Below are 17,441 nucleotides of genomic sequence, written 5' to 3'. Positions count from 1 at the left end.
CGACATGACGGACCAGCAGAGTGGAAGACAGCCGGGACGCCGGCAGGTACTGCGCGGGGGCGGCGCCCTGGCGGCGGCCGGACTCGGCGGACTCGGCCTCACCGGCCTGACGACGCTCACCGGCTGCTCGGGCAGCGGCGACACCGGCGCGGGAGGCTCGGGCGCCGCCGGGGATCCGCGCAAGGGAAAGATCACGGTCTGGTCCTGGCAGGGCCCGGCGGCCGAACTCAAGGCCCTGATACCGGACTTCAACAAGAAGTACCCGGACATCCAGGTGACCGTCGAGGACATCGGCAACCCCGCGATCTGGGACAAGATCACGACCGGTCTCGCCGCCGGCGGCCAGGGCCTCGCCGACGTCCTGCACATCGGCGTCGACTACCTGCCGGGGTATGTCGAGCGCTTCCCCGGCGGCCTCGCCGACCTCGCCCCGCTGGGCGCCACCGCCCACAAGGACGCCTTCGCCGCCGGTCTCTGGCAGACCGTCTCCCCCGACGGGAAGCGGGTCGACGCCCTTCCGTGGGAGGCCAATTCGGCGGGCTTCTACTACCGGCACGACCTCTTCGAGCGCGCCGGGGTCGACGTCGCGGCGCTCCAGACCTGGGACGAGACCATCGAGGCCGGCAAGCAGCTCAAGGCGCGCACGGGCGCCCATCTCCTCGGCATCGACAAGCCGGCCTCGCAGCCCGACGCCGCCAACTTCTTCCAGATGCTGCTCCAGCTCCAGGGCGCCTTCTACTTCGACCTGGAGGGCCGCGTCACCCTGGACTCGCCGGAGGCCGTCCGGGCGATGACGCTCATCAAGACCATGAACGACGCCGGTCTCGTCAGCAATCTGGCCGGCGGCTGGAACGCCCTGATGAGCTCCCTGAAGAAGGGCACCGCCGCCGTCCTGCCCTGGCCCACCTGGTTCGGCGGGATCATCGAGGAGCAGGTGCCCGAGGAGGCGGGCAAGTGGCGGGTCCGGCTTCCCCCGGCCGTCCGCCGCGGCGGCCCCACCGCGGCCACCGTGAACTCCACGCACCTCGCGGTCGCCGGCAGCAGCAAGCAGCAGGCGGCGGCCTGGTCCTTCGTCGAGTTCGCACTGACCCGCCCCGCCTCCCAGGTGCGGATCTACCGGGGCAAGGGCATCGCGCCCGCGCTCCTCAAGGCGTACGACGACTCCGTCTTCCACGAGCCGTCGGCCTTCTTCGGCGGGCAGCGCAAGGGCGAGATCTTCCTCGGCGCCCTCAAGGCGCCCGGCTCCGCCGTGAACTACACCGCCGACTACGCCCGCGCCCTGAAGCTCGTCACCGACGCCCAGTCGAAGGTGCTGCTGAAGGGCGCCGACCCGGCGAAGGTCCTCGGCGAGGCGGCGAGTGAGCTGGCCCGCCAGACCGGCAGGAAGAACGTGCGATGACACCGAGCGCGCCCGCCGCGGCCGTGTCCCGCCCCTCCGCGCCCCGCCTCTCCGCGCGTCGGCGCGGGCGGTGGGGCACGGCCGCCCCGTACCTCTTCGTCCTGCCCGCGGTGCTGCTCTTCGCCGGGTTCAAGCTCTACCCCATCGCGTGGTCGTTCCTCCTCAGCCTGCACCGGACGGTGGGCGGCACCGAGACCTTCGTGGGCGCCGACAACTACCTGCGCCTCGCCGACGACCCGCTGTTCTGGACCGCGCTGCGCAACACCGGAGTGATCCTCGTCGTGCAGGTGCCGCTGATGCTGGCGCTCGCCACCGGGCTCGCGGTCGCCCTCGACTCCACCCTGCTGCGCGGCCGGCCCGTCTTCCGGCTCGGCTTCTTCCTGCCGATGGTCACGGGCCTCGTCGCGTACGGCATCGTCTTCTCCGTCCTCCTCAACGAGGAGTACGGGCTCGTCAACTGGCTGCTCGGCCTCGTCGGCATCGACCCGGTGCCCTGGCTGACCGAGGGGCTCTGGGCCCGGATCTCCCTGGGCCTCGCACTGACCTGGCACTACACCGGCTACAACGCCGTGATCCTGCTCGCCCGGCTGCAGACGATCCCGCGCGAGCTGTACGACGCGGCCGCCGTCGACGGCGCCGGGGCGCTCGGCGCCTTCCGGCACGTCACACTGCCCGGGCTGCGGCCCGCGCTGCTGCTCACGACCGTCCTGTCCACCATCGGCACGCTCCAGCTCTTCGACGAGCCGTACGTCCTCACCGGCGGCGGGCCCGACAACGCGACCCTGACCATCGGCGTGTACCTCTACCAGAACGCCTTCAAGTACTTCGACTTCGGCTACGCCTCCGCCGTCGCGTACGCCCTCACGGTCCTCGTCGGAGTCCTCGGCCTGATCCAGTTCCGCCTGCTCGGGGAGAAGTCGTGACCGCCGCCCGCACACGCCACCCCGGCCGGAGCATCCTGCTCACCTCCGGGCTCGCCATCGCCCTGGCCGCCGTCGCGGTCCCCTTCTACTGGCTCGCCGTCGGCGCCACCCACAGCTCCCAGGACATCTTCGACAGTCCGCCGCCCCTGCTGCCCGGCGGCCACCTCGGGAAGAACCTCGCCACCCTCCAGGAGACGGCGGACTTCGGCCGGGTCGTGCTCAACTCCCTCGGCATCGCGAGCGTCTACACGCTCCTCGCCGGCGCCGTGTGCACCCTCGCCGGATACGGCTTCGCCACCTACCGGTTCCGCGGCCGCGAGGCGCTGTTCGGGCTCCTCATGCTCGGCCTGGTCGTGCCCGCGCAGATCACGCTCGTCCCCCTCTTCAAGATGATGGCCGAGCTGCACTGGCTCAACACCTACCAGGCCGTCATCGCGCCCAACCTGGCCCTGCCCTTCGGCATCTTCCTTATGCGCCAGTCGATGGCCGCACTGCCGAAGGAACTGCTCGACTCCGGCCGGATGGACGGCTGCGGGGAGTTCCGGCTGTTCCTGCGGGTCGCCCTGCCCCCGTTGCGTCCGGCGCTCGCGGCCCTCGCCCTGTTCCTCTTCCTCTACCAGTGGAACGACTTCATCTGGCCGCTGATCGTGCTGCGCGACGACAGCACGTTCACCATCCCGGTGGCGCTCGCCTCGCTCCAGGGCCTGGACGAGACCGACTACGGCGCCATCCTGGCCGGCACCGCCATCGCCGCCGTACCGATGGCGATCGTCTTCCTCGCGCTCCAGCGCCACTTCGTTTCCGGGCTCCTCGCGGGCGCGGTGAAGGAATGAGCACCCTCTTGAACGACACCGTGACCACCGCGCACGCGGCCCCCGCCACCGCCGAGCCGCTGCTCGACGACGTGTCGATCGCCGTCCTCGCCCCCGGCCACCCGGACGTACGGCCCGAGTGGGAGCTGACCCCTCTCTCCGACGGGCTGCGGATGCTCTCCGTACGGGCCGACGGGGTTCCCGTGGAGATCCGGCTGTCGGTGCCGCTCGGCGACGCGGCGGGCTACTGGCACCCGAAGGGCGGCTGGCGGCGGACGCTGGTGGCCGACTGGGAGGGCCTCAGCCGGGTCTGTCTGGTCGACGGGCCCGCCGTCGGCTGTCTGTACGAGCACTCCGGGGCGACCCTCCTCGCCTTCGCCGCCGCCGACCCGGTCCCCGAGGCCACGGTCCGCTTCGGTGTGTCGGAGGAGAACGACACCCACGTCGTCCATCTGACCCTGCCCGCGTCCGACGGGCCGCACCGCCTGCTGCTCGTCCCGCGCGCTCCGTCCGTCGCCGCCGCCATGCGGCCGCTGCGCACATGGTTCGCCGCCGCCTTCCCGCCGATGCCGGTGCCGGACGCGGCCCGCCTCCCCGTGTACTCCACCTGGTACGCCTTCAACCAGGACGTCACCGCCGACGCCGTCGAGGCACAGGCGGGTCCGGCCGCCGAGCTGGGCTGCGGAGTGCTCATCCTGGACGACGGCTGGCAGCGCTTCGGCAACGGCCGGGGGTACGCCGGCTGCGGCGACTGGCAGCCGGACCCCGCCAAGTTCCCCGACCTGGCCGGCCATGTGGCCCGGGTGCGCGACCAGGGACTGCGCTATCTGCTCTGGGCGGCTCCCCTGCTCATCGGTCCCGAGGCCGACTGCCACGACCGCTGGGCGTCCTCGGCACCCGCGCGGGCCACCGTGCCGGGCGCCTTCGTGCTCGACCCCCGCCTCCCCGACGTACGCCGGCACGTCGTCGAACTGTGCGTCTCGCTGGTCCGCGAGTACGGCGTCGACGGGCTCAAGCTGGACTTCCTCGACGAGGCGGCGGTCTACGCGGGCGACGGCGCCGGGGACGTCGGCCTGGCGATGACCGGGCTGCTCACCGAGGTGCGCCGGGCCCTGGAGGCCGTACGGCCCGGGCTGCTGCTCGAACTGCGCCAGCCGTACGTCGGCCCCGGCATGGCGCCCTTCGGGAACATGCTGAGGTCCTTCGACTGCCCGGCGGACGCGACCGCCAACCGCGTGCGGACCCTCGACACCTCGCTGCTCGCCGTGGGCGGCGCCGTCCACTCCGACATGCTGATGTGGTCCCGCTCGGCGCCGGTCGAGGCGGTGGCCCGCCAGCTGATCGGGGCGCTGCACGCGGTCCCGCAGCTCTCCGTGCGCCTGGACGAGGCGCCGCCGGAGCACCTGGCCGCCGTGCGGTTCTGGCTGGGGCGCTGGCACCGGCACCGGGAGCTGCTGCTCGACGGTCTCGTGGAGCCGGGGCGGCCGGACGAGCTGTACCCGCTGGTGGTGGCGGCGCGGGGCGACGAGTGTCTGGTGAGTGTGCACGGCGACCGGGTCGTGGCGCTGGACTTCGCCGCGTACCGCCGCTTCCATCTCGTCAACGGCTCGGACCGGGACCGGGTGATGGTGGACGTCACCGGGGGCGGCGGCCGGGTGGCCGCCCGCGTCCACGGGCCGGACGGCCGTATGATGGATGATCCGCTGACGCTCCTGTCGGAAGGGCCCCGCCCGCTGGCCGTCCCGCGTGGCGGTCTGGTGTCGCTCGTACTCACGGAAGGACCGCGATGAAGGTCGGTATCACCGACGTCGCAGCCCACGCACAGGTCAGCGAGGCCACGGTCAGCCGGGTGATCAACCGGCGGCAGGGCGTGTCGAAGAAGACCCGCGAGGCGGTCGAGCAGGCGATGGCCGAGCTCGGCTACGAGCGGGTCACGCAGGGGCAACTGGTCGCGGTGGTGACGGAGTTCGTCTCCAACCCGTTCTTCGCCGACGTCGCCGAGCGGATCGAGTCGGCGCTCGCGCCGCACGGTCTCAAGACGGTGCTCTGCCCCGTCTTCCCCGGTGGCGTCCAGGAGTTGGACTTCCTCACCTCCCTCGTCGACAAGGGCGTCGCGGCCGTCGTCTTCCTCTCCGCGTCCAACACGGTGGAGGGTGCGGACACGGACAGCTACGAGCTGCTGCGGCAGCGCCGCGTGCCGTACGTCGGGATCAACGGCGAGTTCGCGGACGGGGTGCCGGCCCCGGTCTTCTCCACCGACGACGCGCTCGCGGCCGAACTGGCCGTGGACCATCTGCACCGCCTCGGCCACCGGCGCATCGGCATGGCGTCGGGCCCGGCGGGGAACCGGCCCGCCGACCGGCGCGTGCGGGGCTTCGTCGAGGCCATGGGCCGGCGGGGCATCGACGACGCGGAGCGCCGCGTCGTCCGCCAGTCGTACAGCGTGGAGGGCGGGCAGGCCGCGGCCTCGACCCTGGTCGGCCTCGGTGCCACCGGGATCATCGCGGCCAGCGACTTCATGGCTCTCGGCGCCGTGCGCGGCATCCGCCGCCAGGGCCTGTCCGTGCCGGGCGACGTCTCGGTGGTGGGCTACGACGGTTCGACGGTCACCGAGTTCACCGATCCGGCGCTGACCACGGTCCGCCAGCCCGCTGACCGGCTCGCCCTGGAGGTGGGCCGCAGCGTCCTGGCCCTGGTCAGCAACCGGGAGGTCCCCACGGGCGAGCTCCTCTTCGACCCGGAGCTCGTCATCCGCGCCTCGACGGGCCCCGCGGCCTCTTAAGGCCCCGGGCACAGAACGGAAAGGGACACCGCCCGTGACGGAGACCGGGAAGACCGGGGCGGCCTCGCTCAGCGCGCGGGCGCGTGAGGCCGTGCTGCAGCGCATCGTCGACCGGCGGTACGCGCAGGGTGCCCGGCTCGTCGAACGGGAGGTCGCCGAGGAGCTCGGCATGTCCCGCGTCCCGGTGCGTGAGGCGCTGCGCGCGCTCGTCGCCGAGGGGCTGCTCGAACTGCTCCCGCACAGCGGGGTGCGCGTCCGCCGGCTCGAACGGGCCGACGTGGAGCATCTGTACGAGGTGTGGGAGCCGCTGGCGGTCCAGGCCTCGCGACTCGCGGCACGGGCCCTGGCGGCGGGCGGCGGCGAGGGACCCGCCGCGCTGGAGGCGGCCCTGCGGCAGGCCGAGTCGGCGGCCGCGGCGGGCGAGGGGACGCGGGAGGTGGCCGCCCACACGGCGTTCCACGAGGGCGTCGTTGAGCTCGCGGGCAATCCGCTCCTCGCCCGGACCATGGATCAGCTGAGCTGGCAGCTGCGGCTGCTGTTCGGCCTGCGCGCGGAGCCCGCGCACATGCGGGCCCAGCACGCGGAGATGTTCCGGCACATCGCCGCCGGGGACGCGGAGGCGGCGGCGGCCAGCACGCTGCTGCACGTGCGGGACAGCAGGGCCGTCGCGCTGCGCTCCCTCTTCGGCGACGCCTGAGAGTATTTGTATACCAAAACCAGCCCGACATCACCCCCTCGACGTGCACGAACGTCGTGAGGTGCGGATTTCGCGGGCTTGCGAGCACACCCTTGTCCGCCGACATCGGCTTGGTATACAAAAACGGGGAGCCCCTGGTCACCGGCCCCTCCCCCAAGGAGTCCCCATGCAGCCCGCCTCGTCCTCCTCGCACTCCCCCTCCGCGCTCTCCCGCCGCACGATGCTCGCCGGGGCCGCAGCCCTCGCCGGGACGACGGCCGCCATGGCCGCCACCGCGACCTCCGCCCAGGCGGCGGCCCCCGCACACGCCGAGGCCGCCGTGTCCGGCGCCGCCGGCCGCCGCGCCAAGGCCGTGGTCTTCCGGAACGTCCGCCCCTTCGGTGCGGCGAAGCCCACCGACCTGGTGGTCGTCGACGGGCGCATCGCGAACGGCCCGGCACCGCGGGGCGCGAAGGTCGTCGAGGGCGGCGGCCGGATCGCGCTGCCGTCGCTCGTGGACGCGCACATCCACCCCGACAAGACGACCTGGGGCGGCCCCTGGGTGTCGCGGCGCCCGGCGAGCAGCATCGCCGACTACGTCGCCCAGGACGTCGAGCTGTTCCGGGCCCAGCGCCGCCCCGTCGCGGAACGCGCGTACGGACTGATGGCCCACGCCGTCACCCGGGGTACGCGGGCGATGCGCGCCCATGCCGATGTCGCCCCGGCCTACGGTCTGGCCGGGGTGGAGGGCCTGGCGGACGCCCGCGAGCGGCTGCGGCACGCGCTCGACGTCCAGATCGTGGCCTTCCCGCAGCACGGCGTCATCCGCACGCCGGGCACGGTGGCGCTCCTGGAGCGGGCGGCGCGCGAGGGCACGATCGACATGATCGGCGGCATCGACCCGATCGGCTTCGACCAGGCCCTCGACGAGCAGCTCGACGCCGTCTTCGGCATCGCGGACCGCCACGGCGTCGGCGTGGACATCCACCTCCACGACCGCGGCGAGAAGGGCCTCAAGGCGATGCGCGGCATCATCGACCGCACGCGGGCCCTGTCGCTCGCCGGCCAGGTCACCGTCAGCCATGTCTTCTGCCTGCCGGGTCTGCCGGACCGCGAACTCGGCTCCCTCGCCGCCGACCTGGGCGCCCAGGACATCGCCCTCACCACCGTGGCGCCCTCCGACGCGCTGGTCCTGCCGATCGCGCGGCTGCGCGAGTACGGAGTGCGGGTCGGGCTCGGCTCGGACGGCGTCCGCGACTCGTGGAGCCCGTTCGGCAACGCGGACATGCTCCACCGCGCGCAGCTCCTCGGCTGGGTCCGGGACGTCCGTCTCGACGAGGAGCTGGAGGACTGCTACCGGGTGGCGGCCCACGGCGGCGCGGACGTCATGGGCCTCGCCCACGCCGACCTCAAGCCCGGCGCCCCGGCCGACTTCGTCCTCGTACGGGCCGAATGCCTGCCGCAGGTCGTCGTCGACATGCCTCAGCGCGACATGGTCGTGCACGGCGGAGCCGTGGTGGCCCGCAACGGCGAGTTCCTCGCCTGATCTCCACCCTCTCCTCTCTGGGAGCGCTCTCAAGCAGTGGGGGCTACGGATATCCTGGTCGGCGTCGGACCGCAGCTCAGCAGACGCCAGACGAGGAGCGACCGCCTTGCCCGATCAGACCACGGGGTCCCGCCCCACGCTGGAAGCCGTCGCCGCACGCGCGGGGGTGTCCCGCGCCACGGCCTCCCGCGTCGTCAACGGGGGTGCAGGCGTACGCGCTCCGCTGGTCGAGAAGGTGAACAGGGCGGTCGAGGAGCTCGGCTACGTCCCGAACCACGCGGCGCGCACCCTGGTCACCCGGCGCAACGGCGCGGTGGCCGTGATCATCGAGGAGCCGGAGTTCCGGATCTTCTCCGATCCGTTCTTCGAGCAGCAGGTACGCGGCATCAGCCGGGAGTTGACGGCCCACGACTCCCAGCTGGTGCTGCTGTGGGTGGAGGGTCCGGGCGACCACGAGCGGATCGCCCGCTATCTGGGCGGCGGGCACGTCGACGGGGCGCTCGCCTTCTCGCTGCACAGTGACGACGCGCTGCCCGCCCTCATCGACCGGGCCAGGATCCCGGTGGTGTTCGGCGGGCGCCCCGCTCCGGGCATCGACCCGGCCGTGCCGTACGTCGACTGCGACAACCGCGGCGGCGCCCGGGAGGCCGTGGGCCATCTGGTGGGTCTGGGCCGCCGGGCCGTCGCCCACATCGCCGGGCCCCGCGACCAGACGTCCGCCGTCGACCGGCTCCACGGCTACCACGACGTCCTGCCCGACGCCGATCCGGCGCTGCTGTGCCAGGGCTCCTTCACCGAGGACAGCGGCGCCCGCGCCATGGCCGAGCTCCTCGACCGGCGGCCGGACGTCGACGGCGTCTTCGTCGCGAACGACCTCATGGCGACGGGCGCGCTGCGCACCCTGCGGGAACGCGGGGTGCGGGTCCCCGAGGACGTCGCGGTCGTCGGCTTCGACGACATGGCCTCGGTGATCGACCGGACCTCCCCGGCGCTGACCACGATCCGCCAGGACATCGAGGGCATGGGCCGGCTGATGGTCAAGCTGCTGATGCGGCTGCTCGACGGGACCGACGGCGCGGCTCCCGCCTCCGTGATCACCCCAACGTCGCTGGTGCGCCGCGACTCGGCCTGACGCGAAAGCGGGGGCGGTGGGACCGGAGGTGTCTCCGGTCCCAGCGCCCCCGCTGTCCTCGGGGTCCGTGGGGTGTCTGGTCTGTCGTTCGGGGCGGTTCGCTCGGGTCAGTCGTTCGGGTCAGTCGAAGGGGATGACGACGACGGACCGGTCCGTGCCGGTCTGGACGCGCGAGTCGCCGTTGCCGATCGCGCTCCACACCTCGAGGCGGACCGTCCCGCCGTTCAGGTTGCCGAGCGTTCCGGTGGCGGACTTGAGACCGCGGGACTGGGCGTACTCCTCCCACCCGGTCACCGGGTCGGTGGCGAAGTAGTGGTACGTCTCCGTCCGTTCGAAGGTGCCGTCTCCGGTGAGGTCGTAGCTGATCCGGGCCTGCTGGCCGAGGCCGACGGCCGTTCCGGCGTCGATCTGGAGGCGGAAGGCGGTGGAACCACCCGCCCTGAGCGTGCCGTTGACGTTCCTGGCCTCGTAGACGAGCGGACGGCTCGGGGTCCCGTCGTGGTTCGCGCCCTGCGCCGAGAGGACGGTGTCGCTGCCCGCCGTGGCGCCGGTGGCCGTGGTGAGCGTGCCGCCGGTGCGGAGCTGGAAGGTGTTGCCCGTGGACGGCTCCGGGTCGGGATCTGGGTCCGGGTTGGCCGTGCCGTTGCCCGTCGCCGTGGAACGCGCGGGAACCGTCAGGGACTTGCCGTCGGAGAAGGTGACCGTGCGGGCGGTCGAGCCGTGGTTGTGGGCCACGTACGTCCGCGTGGTGCCCTTGGTGAGGACGGCCGAGGTGGGGATCGAGCCGGTGACGGAGGCGTCGGGGGCGCCGAGCGCGTCGAGGGTGGTGAGCCAGTGGTAGGTGTGGGCCTTGGACTCCCCCGCCTCCGGGGTGTATCCGGCGTGGCCCGCGTCCCACTTCGCCTTCGCGGCGGCCGGGTCGGCGAAGGACTGGAACTCCCAGAGGATGTCGCGCCATTCGACGGCGGGTCCGCCGTTCTCGCGTTCCAGCTCGGCGATGTTGCGCCGGACGGCGTCCTTGTGGCCGCCGAGGTGGAGTGAACCGCCGGTCACGGGCAGGACGTTGATGCCGTGGATCTCCTCGGGGTTGGCGGTCCACCAGGTGGAGTAGGCGGCGCCGCTGCCCCACACCATGCCGGCCGTGTCGTGCTGGAAGCCGGCGGGGAAGACCTGCTGGTCGGCGTCGAACCAGTACTGGGCGATGGCCTCGCCCTCCGTGGTGAGGAGGTAGGTGCCGAGGTCGCGCAGCGCGGTGTCACCGGTGGCCGAGCCCCACAGGACGAGCGCGGCGCTGAGGTTGGTCGACTCCGAGGACGACTCCTGGTTGTTGCCGGCCGCGAAGCCCTGGTGGCCGCTGGCCCAGCTGTGTCCGGCGTAGACGTCGAAGCCGCGCAGGAAGGGGAAGGCGCCGTCGGTACGGCTGGGATTGGCGGTGTCGCGGACCAGGGTCTTCACCATGGAGCCCCAGGCGGAGTCGGCGGCCCAGGCCTGGTCGTACTGGGCGACGATCGCGGCCGCGTAGACGTAGTAGCCGTAGTGGAAGTGGTGGTCGTTGAGTTCGGTGTCGCTGCCGTAGGAGGCCGGGTAGCCGGTGAGGGTCTTCCAGGCGTTGTCGTACGAGAACTCGGTGGCGCCGCCCGCCGTGAACCACTCCTGGAGGCGGCCCTTGATCAGGCCGAGCAGCTTGTCCCGGATCGCGCCCTCGCCGATCTGGTCGGCGAGCGGCACCAGCTGGGCGAGCTTGCCGAGGGCCTTGCCCGTCCAGTAGGTGTCGACGGCGCCGGAGAAGGGGTCGGAGGAGTTCGCGACCTCGTTCAGGTAGCCGCGCAGCCGGGCCGTGTCCACGCCTGCGCCGCCCGGGAGGCCGGGCAGGGTGGCGGCCGCCTTCTGGGTGGTGGTGAAGGAGGCCGACTCCCGGACCTTCATGGTGCCGCGGGGCGAGACGTACGTGTACGGGGTGAGCGGGTCGGTGGTGTGCAGCCACTGGTGCCGGTAGAGCGCCTGGAGGGTGCCGCGCTCGGCGCCCTCCTTCGCCTCGGTGGTGAGGCCGTAGGTGGCGCGGACGGTGCCCGCGTCGTAGCTCCAGTTCACCGTGGACCCGGTGACGAAGCTGTAGGCGTACTTCCGGTAGGTCGCGAGCGCGTCGGTGGAGGGCAGCACGGCGACGGAGAAGTAGTCCTTGCCGCCGAGTCCGGCGGTGAGGGTCGAGCCGGAGACGTTCCAGTCGGTGCCGCTGGGCGCGAAGAGGGCGTAGTGGTGGCCGGCGACGGTGATGCCGAGGACGTTGCCCTGGTCGGCGAAGACGGTGGGCGCGGTGGCGGTGGTGATCCGGGCGTCGCCGCCCGTGCCCTTGGCGTACACGAAGGGCATGCCGTGCCCGATGGTGGTGCGCAGGGTGCGGGTGCCGTCGGACCAGTAGGGGGTGACGGTCCAGTCGGACCAGGCGTCGACCTTGGTGTCGGGGGAGTTGAGCCCGGTGAGGCCGAGGGTCAGGTCGCGCTGGTGGGCGTACTCGTACTGGCGCCCGTCGCCGACGACGGCGGCGCTGGTCGGGTAGCCGATGTCGAGGCCGCCGGCCGCGGCCTGGTAGGTGAGCGGGTGGCCGTACATGGGGGTGGAGTACGGATTGTCCCCGTAGCGCTGGAAGGCGAGGGAGGACCACCAGTCGTTGGTGGGCACCGGCTTGCCCTGGGCGGCGGCGGTCACCTTGGGGGTGACCGGTGCGCCGGTGTTGGTGGTGGGGCCGGAGGTACCGGCGGGGCGGGTGTCGGAGTAGCTTCCGGCGCCCACGGGGACGGTGGCGGCGGCGGCCGGGGCGGCGGCGGGGCCGAGGCCCAGGGCGGCGAGGGCGGAGACCAGGGCCATGACGGCGACCGGTCGGGTGCGGGGTCCTGGTCGGGTGCGCAGGAGTGAGCGGGTGCGGGGGGCGGGCATGAACGGCACCTCATGTCGTCACGACGGATCGAGCACGGACGGGGGATGGGGGTGGTGCGGCATGCGTACGGAGTACTCCTCCCGAGAGCGCTCTCAAGCGCTTCGGATGGCCGAAAACGTAAAACTCTCGAAACGTAGGTGTCAAGACAGGCGACACAGAGGGGAGTTACTGCCTGCCCAGCGCCCGAGTCCAAGCCGTTACGCCTTCAAGTCTTGACGAGACACCCGAAGCGCGGGCACGCTCCAACCGCATTCTTGAGAGCGCTCTCAACCAGTTCTCTCGCTCGCTCCGGAGCCCAGGGAGGCCCCCATGCCCATCGACCGAGCCGTCAGATCCACCACCCTCGCCGTCCGGCTCGGGGCGGTCGTCCTCAGCGGGGCGCTGCTCGCCGCCTGCGGAGGTTCGTCGGACGGGGCGACCACGGACGCCGCGGGCGGAGACGTCACGATCACCGTGGACCTCTTCGGCTCCTTCGGATACAAGGAAGCCGGGCTCTACGCCGAGTACGAGAAGCTCCACCCGGGCGTCACGATCAAGCAGACGGACACCGAGGACGAGGCCGACTACTGGAAGTCGCTCCAGACCCGACTCGCCGGCGGTGGCGGCCTCGCCGACGTCCAGGGCGTCGAGGTGGGCCGGATCGCCTCCGTCACCCAGCAGCAGGCCGACAAGTTCGAGGACCTGAAGAAGTACGGGGCGGACGGCCTCAAGGGGCAGTTCGCCGAGGCGAAGTGGGCGGCGGCCACCGGGAAGAACGGCGAGGTCCTCGGCCTCGGCACGGACGTCGGCCCCGAGGCGATGTGCTACCGCAAGGACCTCTTCGCGAAGGCCGGACTGCCGACCGACCGCGAGGCGCTCGCCAAGGAGTGGGGCGACTGGGACGGCTACCTGGAGCTCGGGAAGCGGTACAAGGCGAAGGCCCCCGCCAAGAGCGCCTGGCTCGACAGCGTCGGCAGCCTCTACTCGATCATGATCGGCCAGGAGCAGGAGCGGTACTACGACGCCTCGGGCAAGCTGATCTGGGAGGAGAACCCCGCCCTGCGCGCCGCCTGGGACCACTCCGTCAAGGCGGCCGCGGACGGACTCAGCGCCAAGCTCGACCAGTGGTCGCCGCAGTGGAACCAGGCCTTCTCCGCCGGCTCCTTCGCCACGATGCCCTGCCCCGCCTGGATGCTCGGCTACATCAAGGGCCAGGCCGGCGAGACCGGCAAGGGCAAGTGGGACGTCGCGGCGCTCCCCGGCGGCGCGGGCAACTGGGGCGGCTCCTACCTCGCCGTCCCGAAGGCCGCCCAGCACAAGAAGGAGGCGTACGAGCTGATCAAGTGGCTCACCGCGCCCGAGCAGCAGGCCAGGCTCTTCGAGAAGCAGGGCAACTTCCCCTCCTCGACCGGCGCGATCGAGAAGGTCGCCACCGCCACGGACCCGTACTTCTCGAACGCGCCGATCGGCAAGATCTTCGGTGACGCGGCGAAGGCGGCCCCGGTGCAGGTCCTCGGTGTGCACGACCAGAACATCGCCCAGCAGATCACCAACGCGCTGAGCGAGGTCGAGCGCAAGGGCACCGCGCCCGAGAAGGCGTGGGAGAACGCGCGGAAGGGTGTCGCGAACACCCTCGGCTGATCCCGGTGCCGGACGGGTGGCCCACTCCCCCGCGTACGCCCGTCCGGCACCGACGCACTCGGGTGTACGGCGTCCACGCACCCCCGCCGTGCGCCGGCGCCGCACACCCCACCTCTCCCACCGATTCCTCCCCGAAGGGCCGCACCGTGACCCTCACCGCACCCGTGAATCCGCCGAAGGCCCTGCCCGTGTCCCGGCGGGAGTCGTCCGTCCGCAGGGCCTGGCGGAAGGCCTCTCCGTACGCCTACATCGCCCCCTTCTTCACCCTCTTCGCCGCCTTCGGCGTCTTCCCGCTGATCTACACGGCCTACGTCTCGCTGTACCGGGTCGAGCTCCAGACGCCCGGCGACATGGAGTGGCGGGGCCTCGGCAACTACACCGCGCTGCTCGGCGACGAGTTCTTCTGGAACTCGCTGCGCAACACCTTCACCATCGGCGTCCTCTCCACCGTGCCGCAGCTGGTCATCGCCCTCGGGCTCGCCCATCTGCTCAACTACCGGATGCGCGGCCGCACTTTCCTGCGGACGGCGGTCCTGCTGCCGTACGCGACCTCGGTCGCCGCCGCCACCCTCGTCTTCGCGCAGCTCTTCGGACGGGACTTCGGGCTGATCAACTACGTGCTCGGAGCGGTCGGCATCGGTCCGGTCGACTGGCAGAACGACACGGTCGCCTCGCAGATCGCGGTCTCGACCGTCGTCGTCTGGCGCTGGACCGGCTACAACGCGCTGATCTACCTGGCCGGCATGCAGTCGATCCCCGACGAGCTGTACGAGGCGGCCGCGATGGACGGGGCCTCCCGCTGGCGGCAGTTCTTCCATGTGACGCTGCCCGGGCTGCGCCCCACCATCGTCTTCACCGTCATCGTCTCCACCATCGGCGCCACCCAGCTCTTCGGGGAGCCCCTGCTGCTCGAAGGCTCGATCTCGGGCGGCATCTCGCACCAGTACCAGACGCTCGGCCTCTACATGTACGAGCAGGGCTGGGGCTTCTTCCACCTGGGCCGGGCCGCCGCCATCGCCTGGGTCATGTTCCTGCTCATCGTGGTGGTCGTCGGGGTCAACGCCCTGATCGCGCGCCGCCGTTCGCGCAAGGAGGCCGGCCGATGACCGCGCCGAGCACCACCGAGGTCCCGCGCCCTCCGGCGCCGCTCGCCACCCACGCCGCCGTGGCCCCGGCCCGGCGCGGCCGTCCCTCGCGGGCGGGCCGCACCCTGCACGCGGGCCCCGTCGCCTACGCGATCCTGATCGTCGCCGTCCTGGTCTCGGCCTTCCCCTTCTACTGGACCCTCGTCGCGGCGAGCCGCTCCAACGCCGACCTCGCGCAGGTCCCGCCGACCCTGCTGCCCGGCCCGAACCTGATCCGGAACTTCGAGGCCGTGCTCGAAGAGGCGGACATCGGCAAGGCCCTGCTCAACTCCCTGATCGTCTCCGGCTCGATCACCCTCGGCACCGTGCTGTGCTGCACCCTCGCCGGTTTCGCCTTCGCCAAGCTCCGCTTCCGCGGCCGGGGCGCGCTGCTCGCGGTCACCGTGGGCACCATGATGATCCCGCCCCAGCTCGGCGTGATCCCGCTCTTCATGATGATCGCCGAGCTCGGGTGGGTGAACCAGCTCCAGTCCGTGATCCTGCCGGGACTGGTCTCCGCCTTCGGCGTGTTCTTCATGCGGCAGTACCTCGTCCAGACGCTGCCGGACGAGCTGATCGAGGCGGCCAGGGTCGACGGCGCGTCCACCGCCCGGATCTTCTGGTCGATCGTGGTGCCGATCGCCCGGCCCGGCATGGCCGTGCTCGGGCTGCTGACCTTCATGGCCGCCTGGAACGACTTCTTCTGGCCGATCGTCGCCCTGACCTCCTCCGAGCCGACCGTCCAGGTCGCCCTGCGCCAGCTCGGCGGCGGTTACGTCCACGACCAGTCCGTGATCATGGCGGGCACGCTGCTCGGCACCCTGCCGGTGCTGCTGGTCTTCGGCCTGCTCGGCCGGCAGATCGTCGGCGGCATCATGCAGGGCGCGGTCAAGGGCTGACCCCGTCCCGTAGGCACGTCCACCTGCCGTCAGGCCTCTCGTCCATCGGCCTCTCGTTCACAGCCTGTCGTTCACAGCCCCTCGTCCATCGACCTCTCACCACCGGGAGTTCCCCCCTCATGACCGCGCTCGACGCTCGCCCCGACAGCCCGACCGCTCTCCGGTTCCCACAGGGTTTCCGCTGGGGCACCGCCACGGCGGCGTACCAGATCGAGGGTGCCGCAGCCGAGGACGGCCGCACGCCGTCCGTCTGGGACACCTTCAGCCGCACCCCGGGCAAGGTGCGCAACGGCGACACCGGTGACATCGCCGCCGACCACTACCACCGGCTCGACGAGGACATCGCCCTGATGCGGCGGCTCGGCGTCACCGACTACCGCTTCTCGATCGCCTGGCCACGCGTGGTGCCCACCGGCAGCGGTCCGTCCAACGCCAAGGGGCTCGACTTCTACCGGCGGCTCGTCGACGGACTCCTCGAGGCCGGCATCCGGCCCGTGGCGACGCTCTACCACTGGGACCTGCCCCAGGAGCTGGAGTCCGCGACCGACGGCTCGCCCGCCGGGGGCGGCTGGGCGCGGCGGGAGACCGCGTACCGCTTCGCCGAGTACGCGGGCGTCATGGCGGACGCGCTCGGCGACCGGGTGGCGACCTGGACCACGCTGAACGAGCCCTGGTGCGCGGCCTTCCTCGGCTACGGCAACGGCGTGCACGCCCCGGGGCGCACCGACGCCCTCGCCTCGCTGCGCGCCGCTCACCACCTCAACCTGGCCCACGGCCTCGCGGCGCGGGTGCTGCGCGGGGCGCTGCCGGCCTCGGCGGAAGTGTCGCTGACGCTCAACCTGCATGCGGTGAGAGCCCTTTCGGAGTCGCCCGAGGACCGGGACGCGGCCCGCCGGATCGACGCCGTCGGCAACCGGATCTTCCTCGACCCGGTCTTCCACGGCCGGCTCCCCGAGGACCTGGTGCGCGACACGGCCGGGATCACGGACTGGTCCTTCGTCGAGGACGGCGACCTGGCGACGGCGGCCGCGCCGATCGACTCGCTGGGCATCAACTACTACTCCCCCGCCGTCGTCGCGGCCGGCAGCTCCGAGTCGCCTTCGCCGTGGGCGGGCGCCGAGCGGCACGTACGGTTCGAGCCGGCCCCCGGTCCGCGCACCGCCATGGACTGGCCGGTGGACGCGAACGGGCTGTACGAGCTCCTCGTCCGGCTGCGGGACGAACTGCCGGGCGTGCCACTGGTGGTGACGGAGAACGGGGCGGCGTACGACGACTACGCGGACCCCTCGGGGAACGTGAAGGACCCGGAGCGGGTGGCCTATCTGCACGCCCATCTGGCGGCGGTGCACCGGGCCCTCGCGGACGGGGCGGACGTGCGGGGCTACTTCCTCTGGTCGCTGCTCGACAACTTCGAGTGGGCGTACGGCTACAGCAAGCGGTTCGGCATCGTGCACGTGGACTTCGCCACGCAGCGCCGGACGCTCAAGGACAGCGCCCGCTGGTACGCGGAGGTGATCGCCCGGGGCGGGCTCGAAGGCCGCGGAGACCTCGACGGCTGAGGGCGTGCCTCCGGCGGGACCGGGAACCCCGAGG

The 17,441-nt window shown here is 72.2% G+C and carries 13 protein-coding genes; 12 read left to right on the top strand and 1 reads right to left on the bottom strand.

Going from position 1 to position 17,441, the window contains the following annotated elements; translation table 11 throughout:
* Positions 1 to 4 precede the first annotated feature (4 nt).
* The 8 genes from SGA01_RS15350 to SGA01_RS15315 all read left to right on the top strand — a co-directional run bounded on the left by SGA01_RS15350 (position 5) and on the right by SGA01_RS15315 (position 9,270).
* On the top strand, positions 5 to 1,399 hold the full coding sequence (locus SGA01_RS15350) for an ABC transporter substrate-binding protein (RefSeq protein ID WP_141297056.1): 1,395 nt from the start codon (positions 5 to 7) through the stop codon (positions 1,397 to 1,399).
* Positions 1,396 to 2,322, top strand: coding sequence for a carbohydrate ABC transporter permease (locus SGA01_RS15345; protein WP_079037258.1), 927 nt, complete (start codon positions 1,396 to 1,398; stop codon positions 2,320 to 2,322). Before SGA01_RS15350 ends, SGA01_RS15345 begins: the two co-directional genes overlap by 4 nt.
* Entirely contained in the window at positions 2,319 to 3,155 is an 837-nt protein-coding gene (locus SGA01_RS15340) for a carbohydrate ABC transporter permease (RefSeq protein WP_055639783.1), read from the top strand. The genes SGA01_RS15345 and SGA01_RS15340 overlap by 4 nt, the downstream gene beginning before the upstream one ends.
* A complete protein-coding gene (locus tag SGA01_RS15335) occupies positions 3,152 to 4,924 on the top strand; it encodes a glycoside hydrolase family 36 protein (protein WP_141297055.1) in 1,773 nt (590 codons plus the stop codon). The genes SGA01_RS15340 and SGA01_RS15335 overlap by 4 nt, the downstream gene beginning before the upstream one ends.
* On the top strand, positions 4,921 to 5,916 hold the full coding sequence (locus SGA01_RS15330; RefSeq protein ID WP_141297054.1) for a LacI family DNA-binding transcriptional regulator: 996 nt from the start codon (positions 4,921 to 4,923) through the stop codon (positions 5,914 to 5,916). Before SGA01_RS15335 ends, SGA01_RS15330 begins: the two co-directional genes overlap by 4 nt.
* Before the next feature lie 34 nt (positions 5,917 to 5,950).
* On the top strand, positions 5,951 to 6,613 hold the full coding sequence (locus tag SGA01_RS15325; protein WP_141297053.1) for a GntR family transcriptional regulator: 663 nt from the start codon (positions 5,951 to 5,953) through the stop codon (positions 6,611 to 6,613).
* A gap of 166 nt (positions 6,614 to 6,779) precedes the next feature.
* Positions 6,780 to 8,138: an amidohydrolase family protein gene (locus tag SGA01_RS15320; protein ID WP_141297052.1), complete on the top strand. Its 1,359-nt coding sequence runs from the start codon at positions 6,780 to 6,782 to the stop codon at positions 8,136 to 8,138.
* Positions 8,139 to 8,244: 106 nt separating this feature from the next.
* Positions 8,245 to 9,270 carry a LacI family DNA-binding transcriptional regulator gene (locus SGA01_RS15315; RefSeq protein WP_141297051.1) on the top strand — a complete coding sequence of 342 codons (1,026 nt, stop codon included), beginning with the start codon at positions 8,245 to 8,247 and terminating at the stop codon, positions 9,268 to 9,270.
* 120 nt (positions 9,271 to 9,390) lie between these two features.
* Here SGA01_RS15315 and SGA01_RS15310 read toward each other — a convergent pair whose 3' ends face one another.
* Complete coding sequence (locus SGA01_RS15310) at positions 9,391 to 12,204, bottom strand: glycosyl hydrolase (protein WP_174867319.1); 2,814 nt, start codon at positions 12,202 to 12,204, stop codon at positions 9,391 to 9,393.
* Positions 12,205 to 12,514: 310 nt separating this feature from the next.
* Here SGA01_RS15310 and SGA01_RS15305 point away from each other — a divergent pair, with 310 nt between their 5' ends.
* The 4 genes from SGA01_RS15305 (at position 12,515) to SGA01_RS15290 (ending at position 17,407) form a co-directional block, all read left to right on the top strand.
* Complete coding sequence (locus SGA01_RS15305) at positions 12,515 to 13,825, top strand: ABC transporter substrate-binding protein (RefSeq protein ID WP_141297050.1); 1,311 nt, start codon at positions 12,515 to 12,517, stop codon at positions 13,823 to 13,825.
* 146 nt (positions 13,826 to 13,971) lie between these two features.
* Positions 13,972 to 14,931: a carbohydrate ABC transporter permease gene (locus SGA01_RS15300; RefSeq protein WP_141297049.1), complete on the top strand. Its 960-nt coding sequence runs from the start codon at positions 13,972 to 13,974 to the stop codon at positions 14,929 to 14,931.
* A complete protein-coding gene (locus SGA01_RS15295) occupies positions 14,928 to 15,848 on the top strand; it encodes a carbohydrate ABC transporter permease (RefSeq protein WP_229918460.1) in 921 nt (306 codons plus the stop codon). The genes SGA01_RS15300 and SGA01_RS15295 overlap by 4 nt, the downstream gene beginning before the upstream one ends.
* Positions 15,849 to 15,967: 119 nt before the next feature.
* On the top strand, positions 15,968 to 17,407 hold the full coding sequence (locus tag SGA01_RS15290) for a GH1 family beta-glucosidase (RefSeq protein WP_141297048.1): 1,440 nt from the start codon (positions 15,968 to 15,970) through the stop codon (positions 17,405 to 17,407).
* Positions 17,408 to 17,441 lie beyond the last annotated feature (34 nt).

It is taken from the genome of Streptomyces gardneri (genome assembly GCF_006539185.1).
GTDB lineage: Bacteria > Actinomycetota > Actinomycetes > Streptomycetales > Streptomycetaceae > Streptomyces > Streptomyces gardneri.
This window is presented reverse-complemented; position numbering and strand designations above follow the sequence as displayed.

Excerpts from the sequence above, each read along its gene's own strand:
- SGA01_RS15330 (WP_141297054.1), top strand. The coding sequence starts at position 4,921 with ATGAAGGTCGGTATCACCGACGTCGCAGCCCACGCACAGGTCAGCGAG.
- SGA01_RS15305 (WP_141297050.1), top strand. The coding sequence starts at position 12,515 with ATGCCCATCGACCGAGCCGTCAGATCCACCACCCTCGCCGTCCGGCTC.
- SGA01_RS15320 (WP_141297052.1), top strand. The coding sequence starts at position 6,780 with ATGCAGCCCGCCTCGTCCTCCTCGCACTCCCCCTCCGCGCTCTCCCGC.
- SGA01_RS15310 (WP_174867319.1), bottom strand. The coding sequence starts at position 12,204 with ATGCCCGCCCCCCGCACCCGCTCACTCCTGCGCACCCGACCAGGACCC.
- SGA01_RS15335 (WP_141297055.1), top strand. The coding sequence starts at position 3,152 with ATGAGCACCCTCTTGAACGACACCGTGACCACCGCGCACGCGGCCCCC.
- SGA01_RS15295 (WP_229918460.1), top strand. The coding sequence starts at position 14,928 with ATGACCGCGCCGAGCACCACCGAGGTCCCGCGCCCTCCGGCGCCGCTC.
- SGA01_RS15345 (WP_079037258.1), top strand. The coding sequence starts at position 1,396 with ATGACACCGAGCGCGCCCGCCGCGGCCGTGTCCCGCCCCTCCGCGCCC.
- SGA01_RS15350 (WP_141297056.1), top strand. The coding sequence starts at position 5 with ATGACGGACCAGCAGAGTGGAAGACAGCCGGGACGCCGGCAGGTACTG.
- SGA01_RS15290 (WP_141297048.1), top strand. The coding sequence starts at position 15,968 with ATGACCGCGCTCGACGCTCGCCCCGACAGCCCGACCGCTCTCCGGTTC.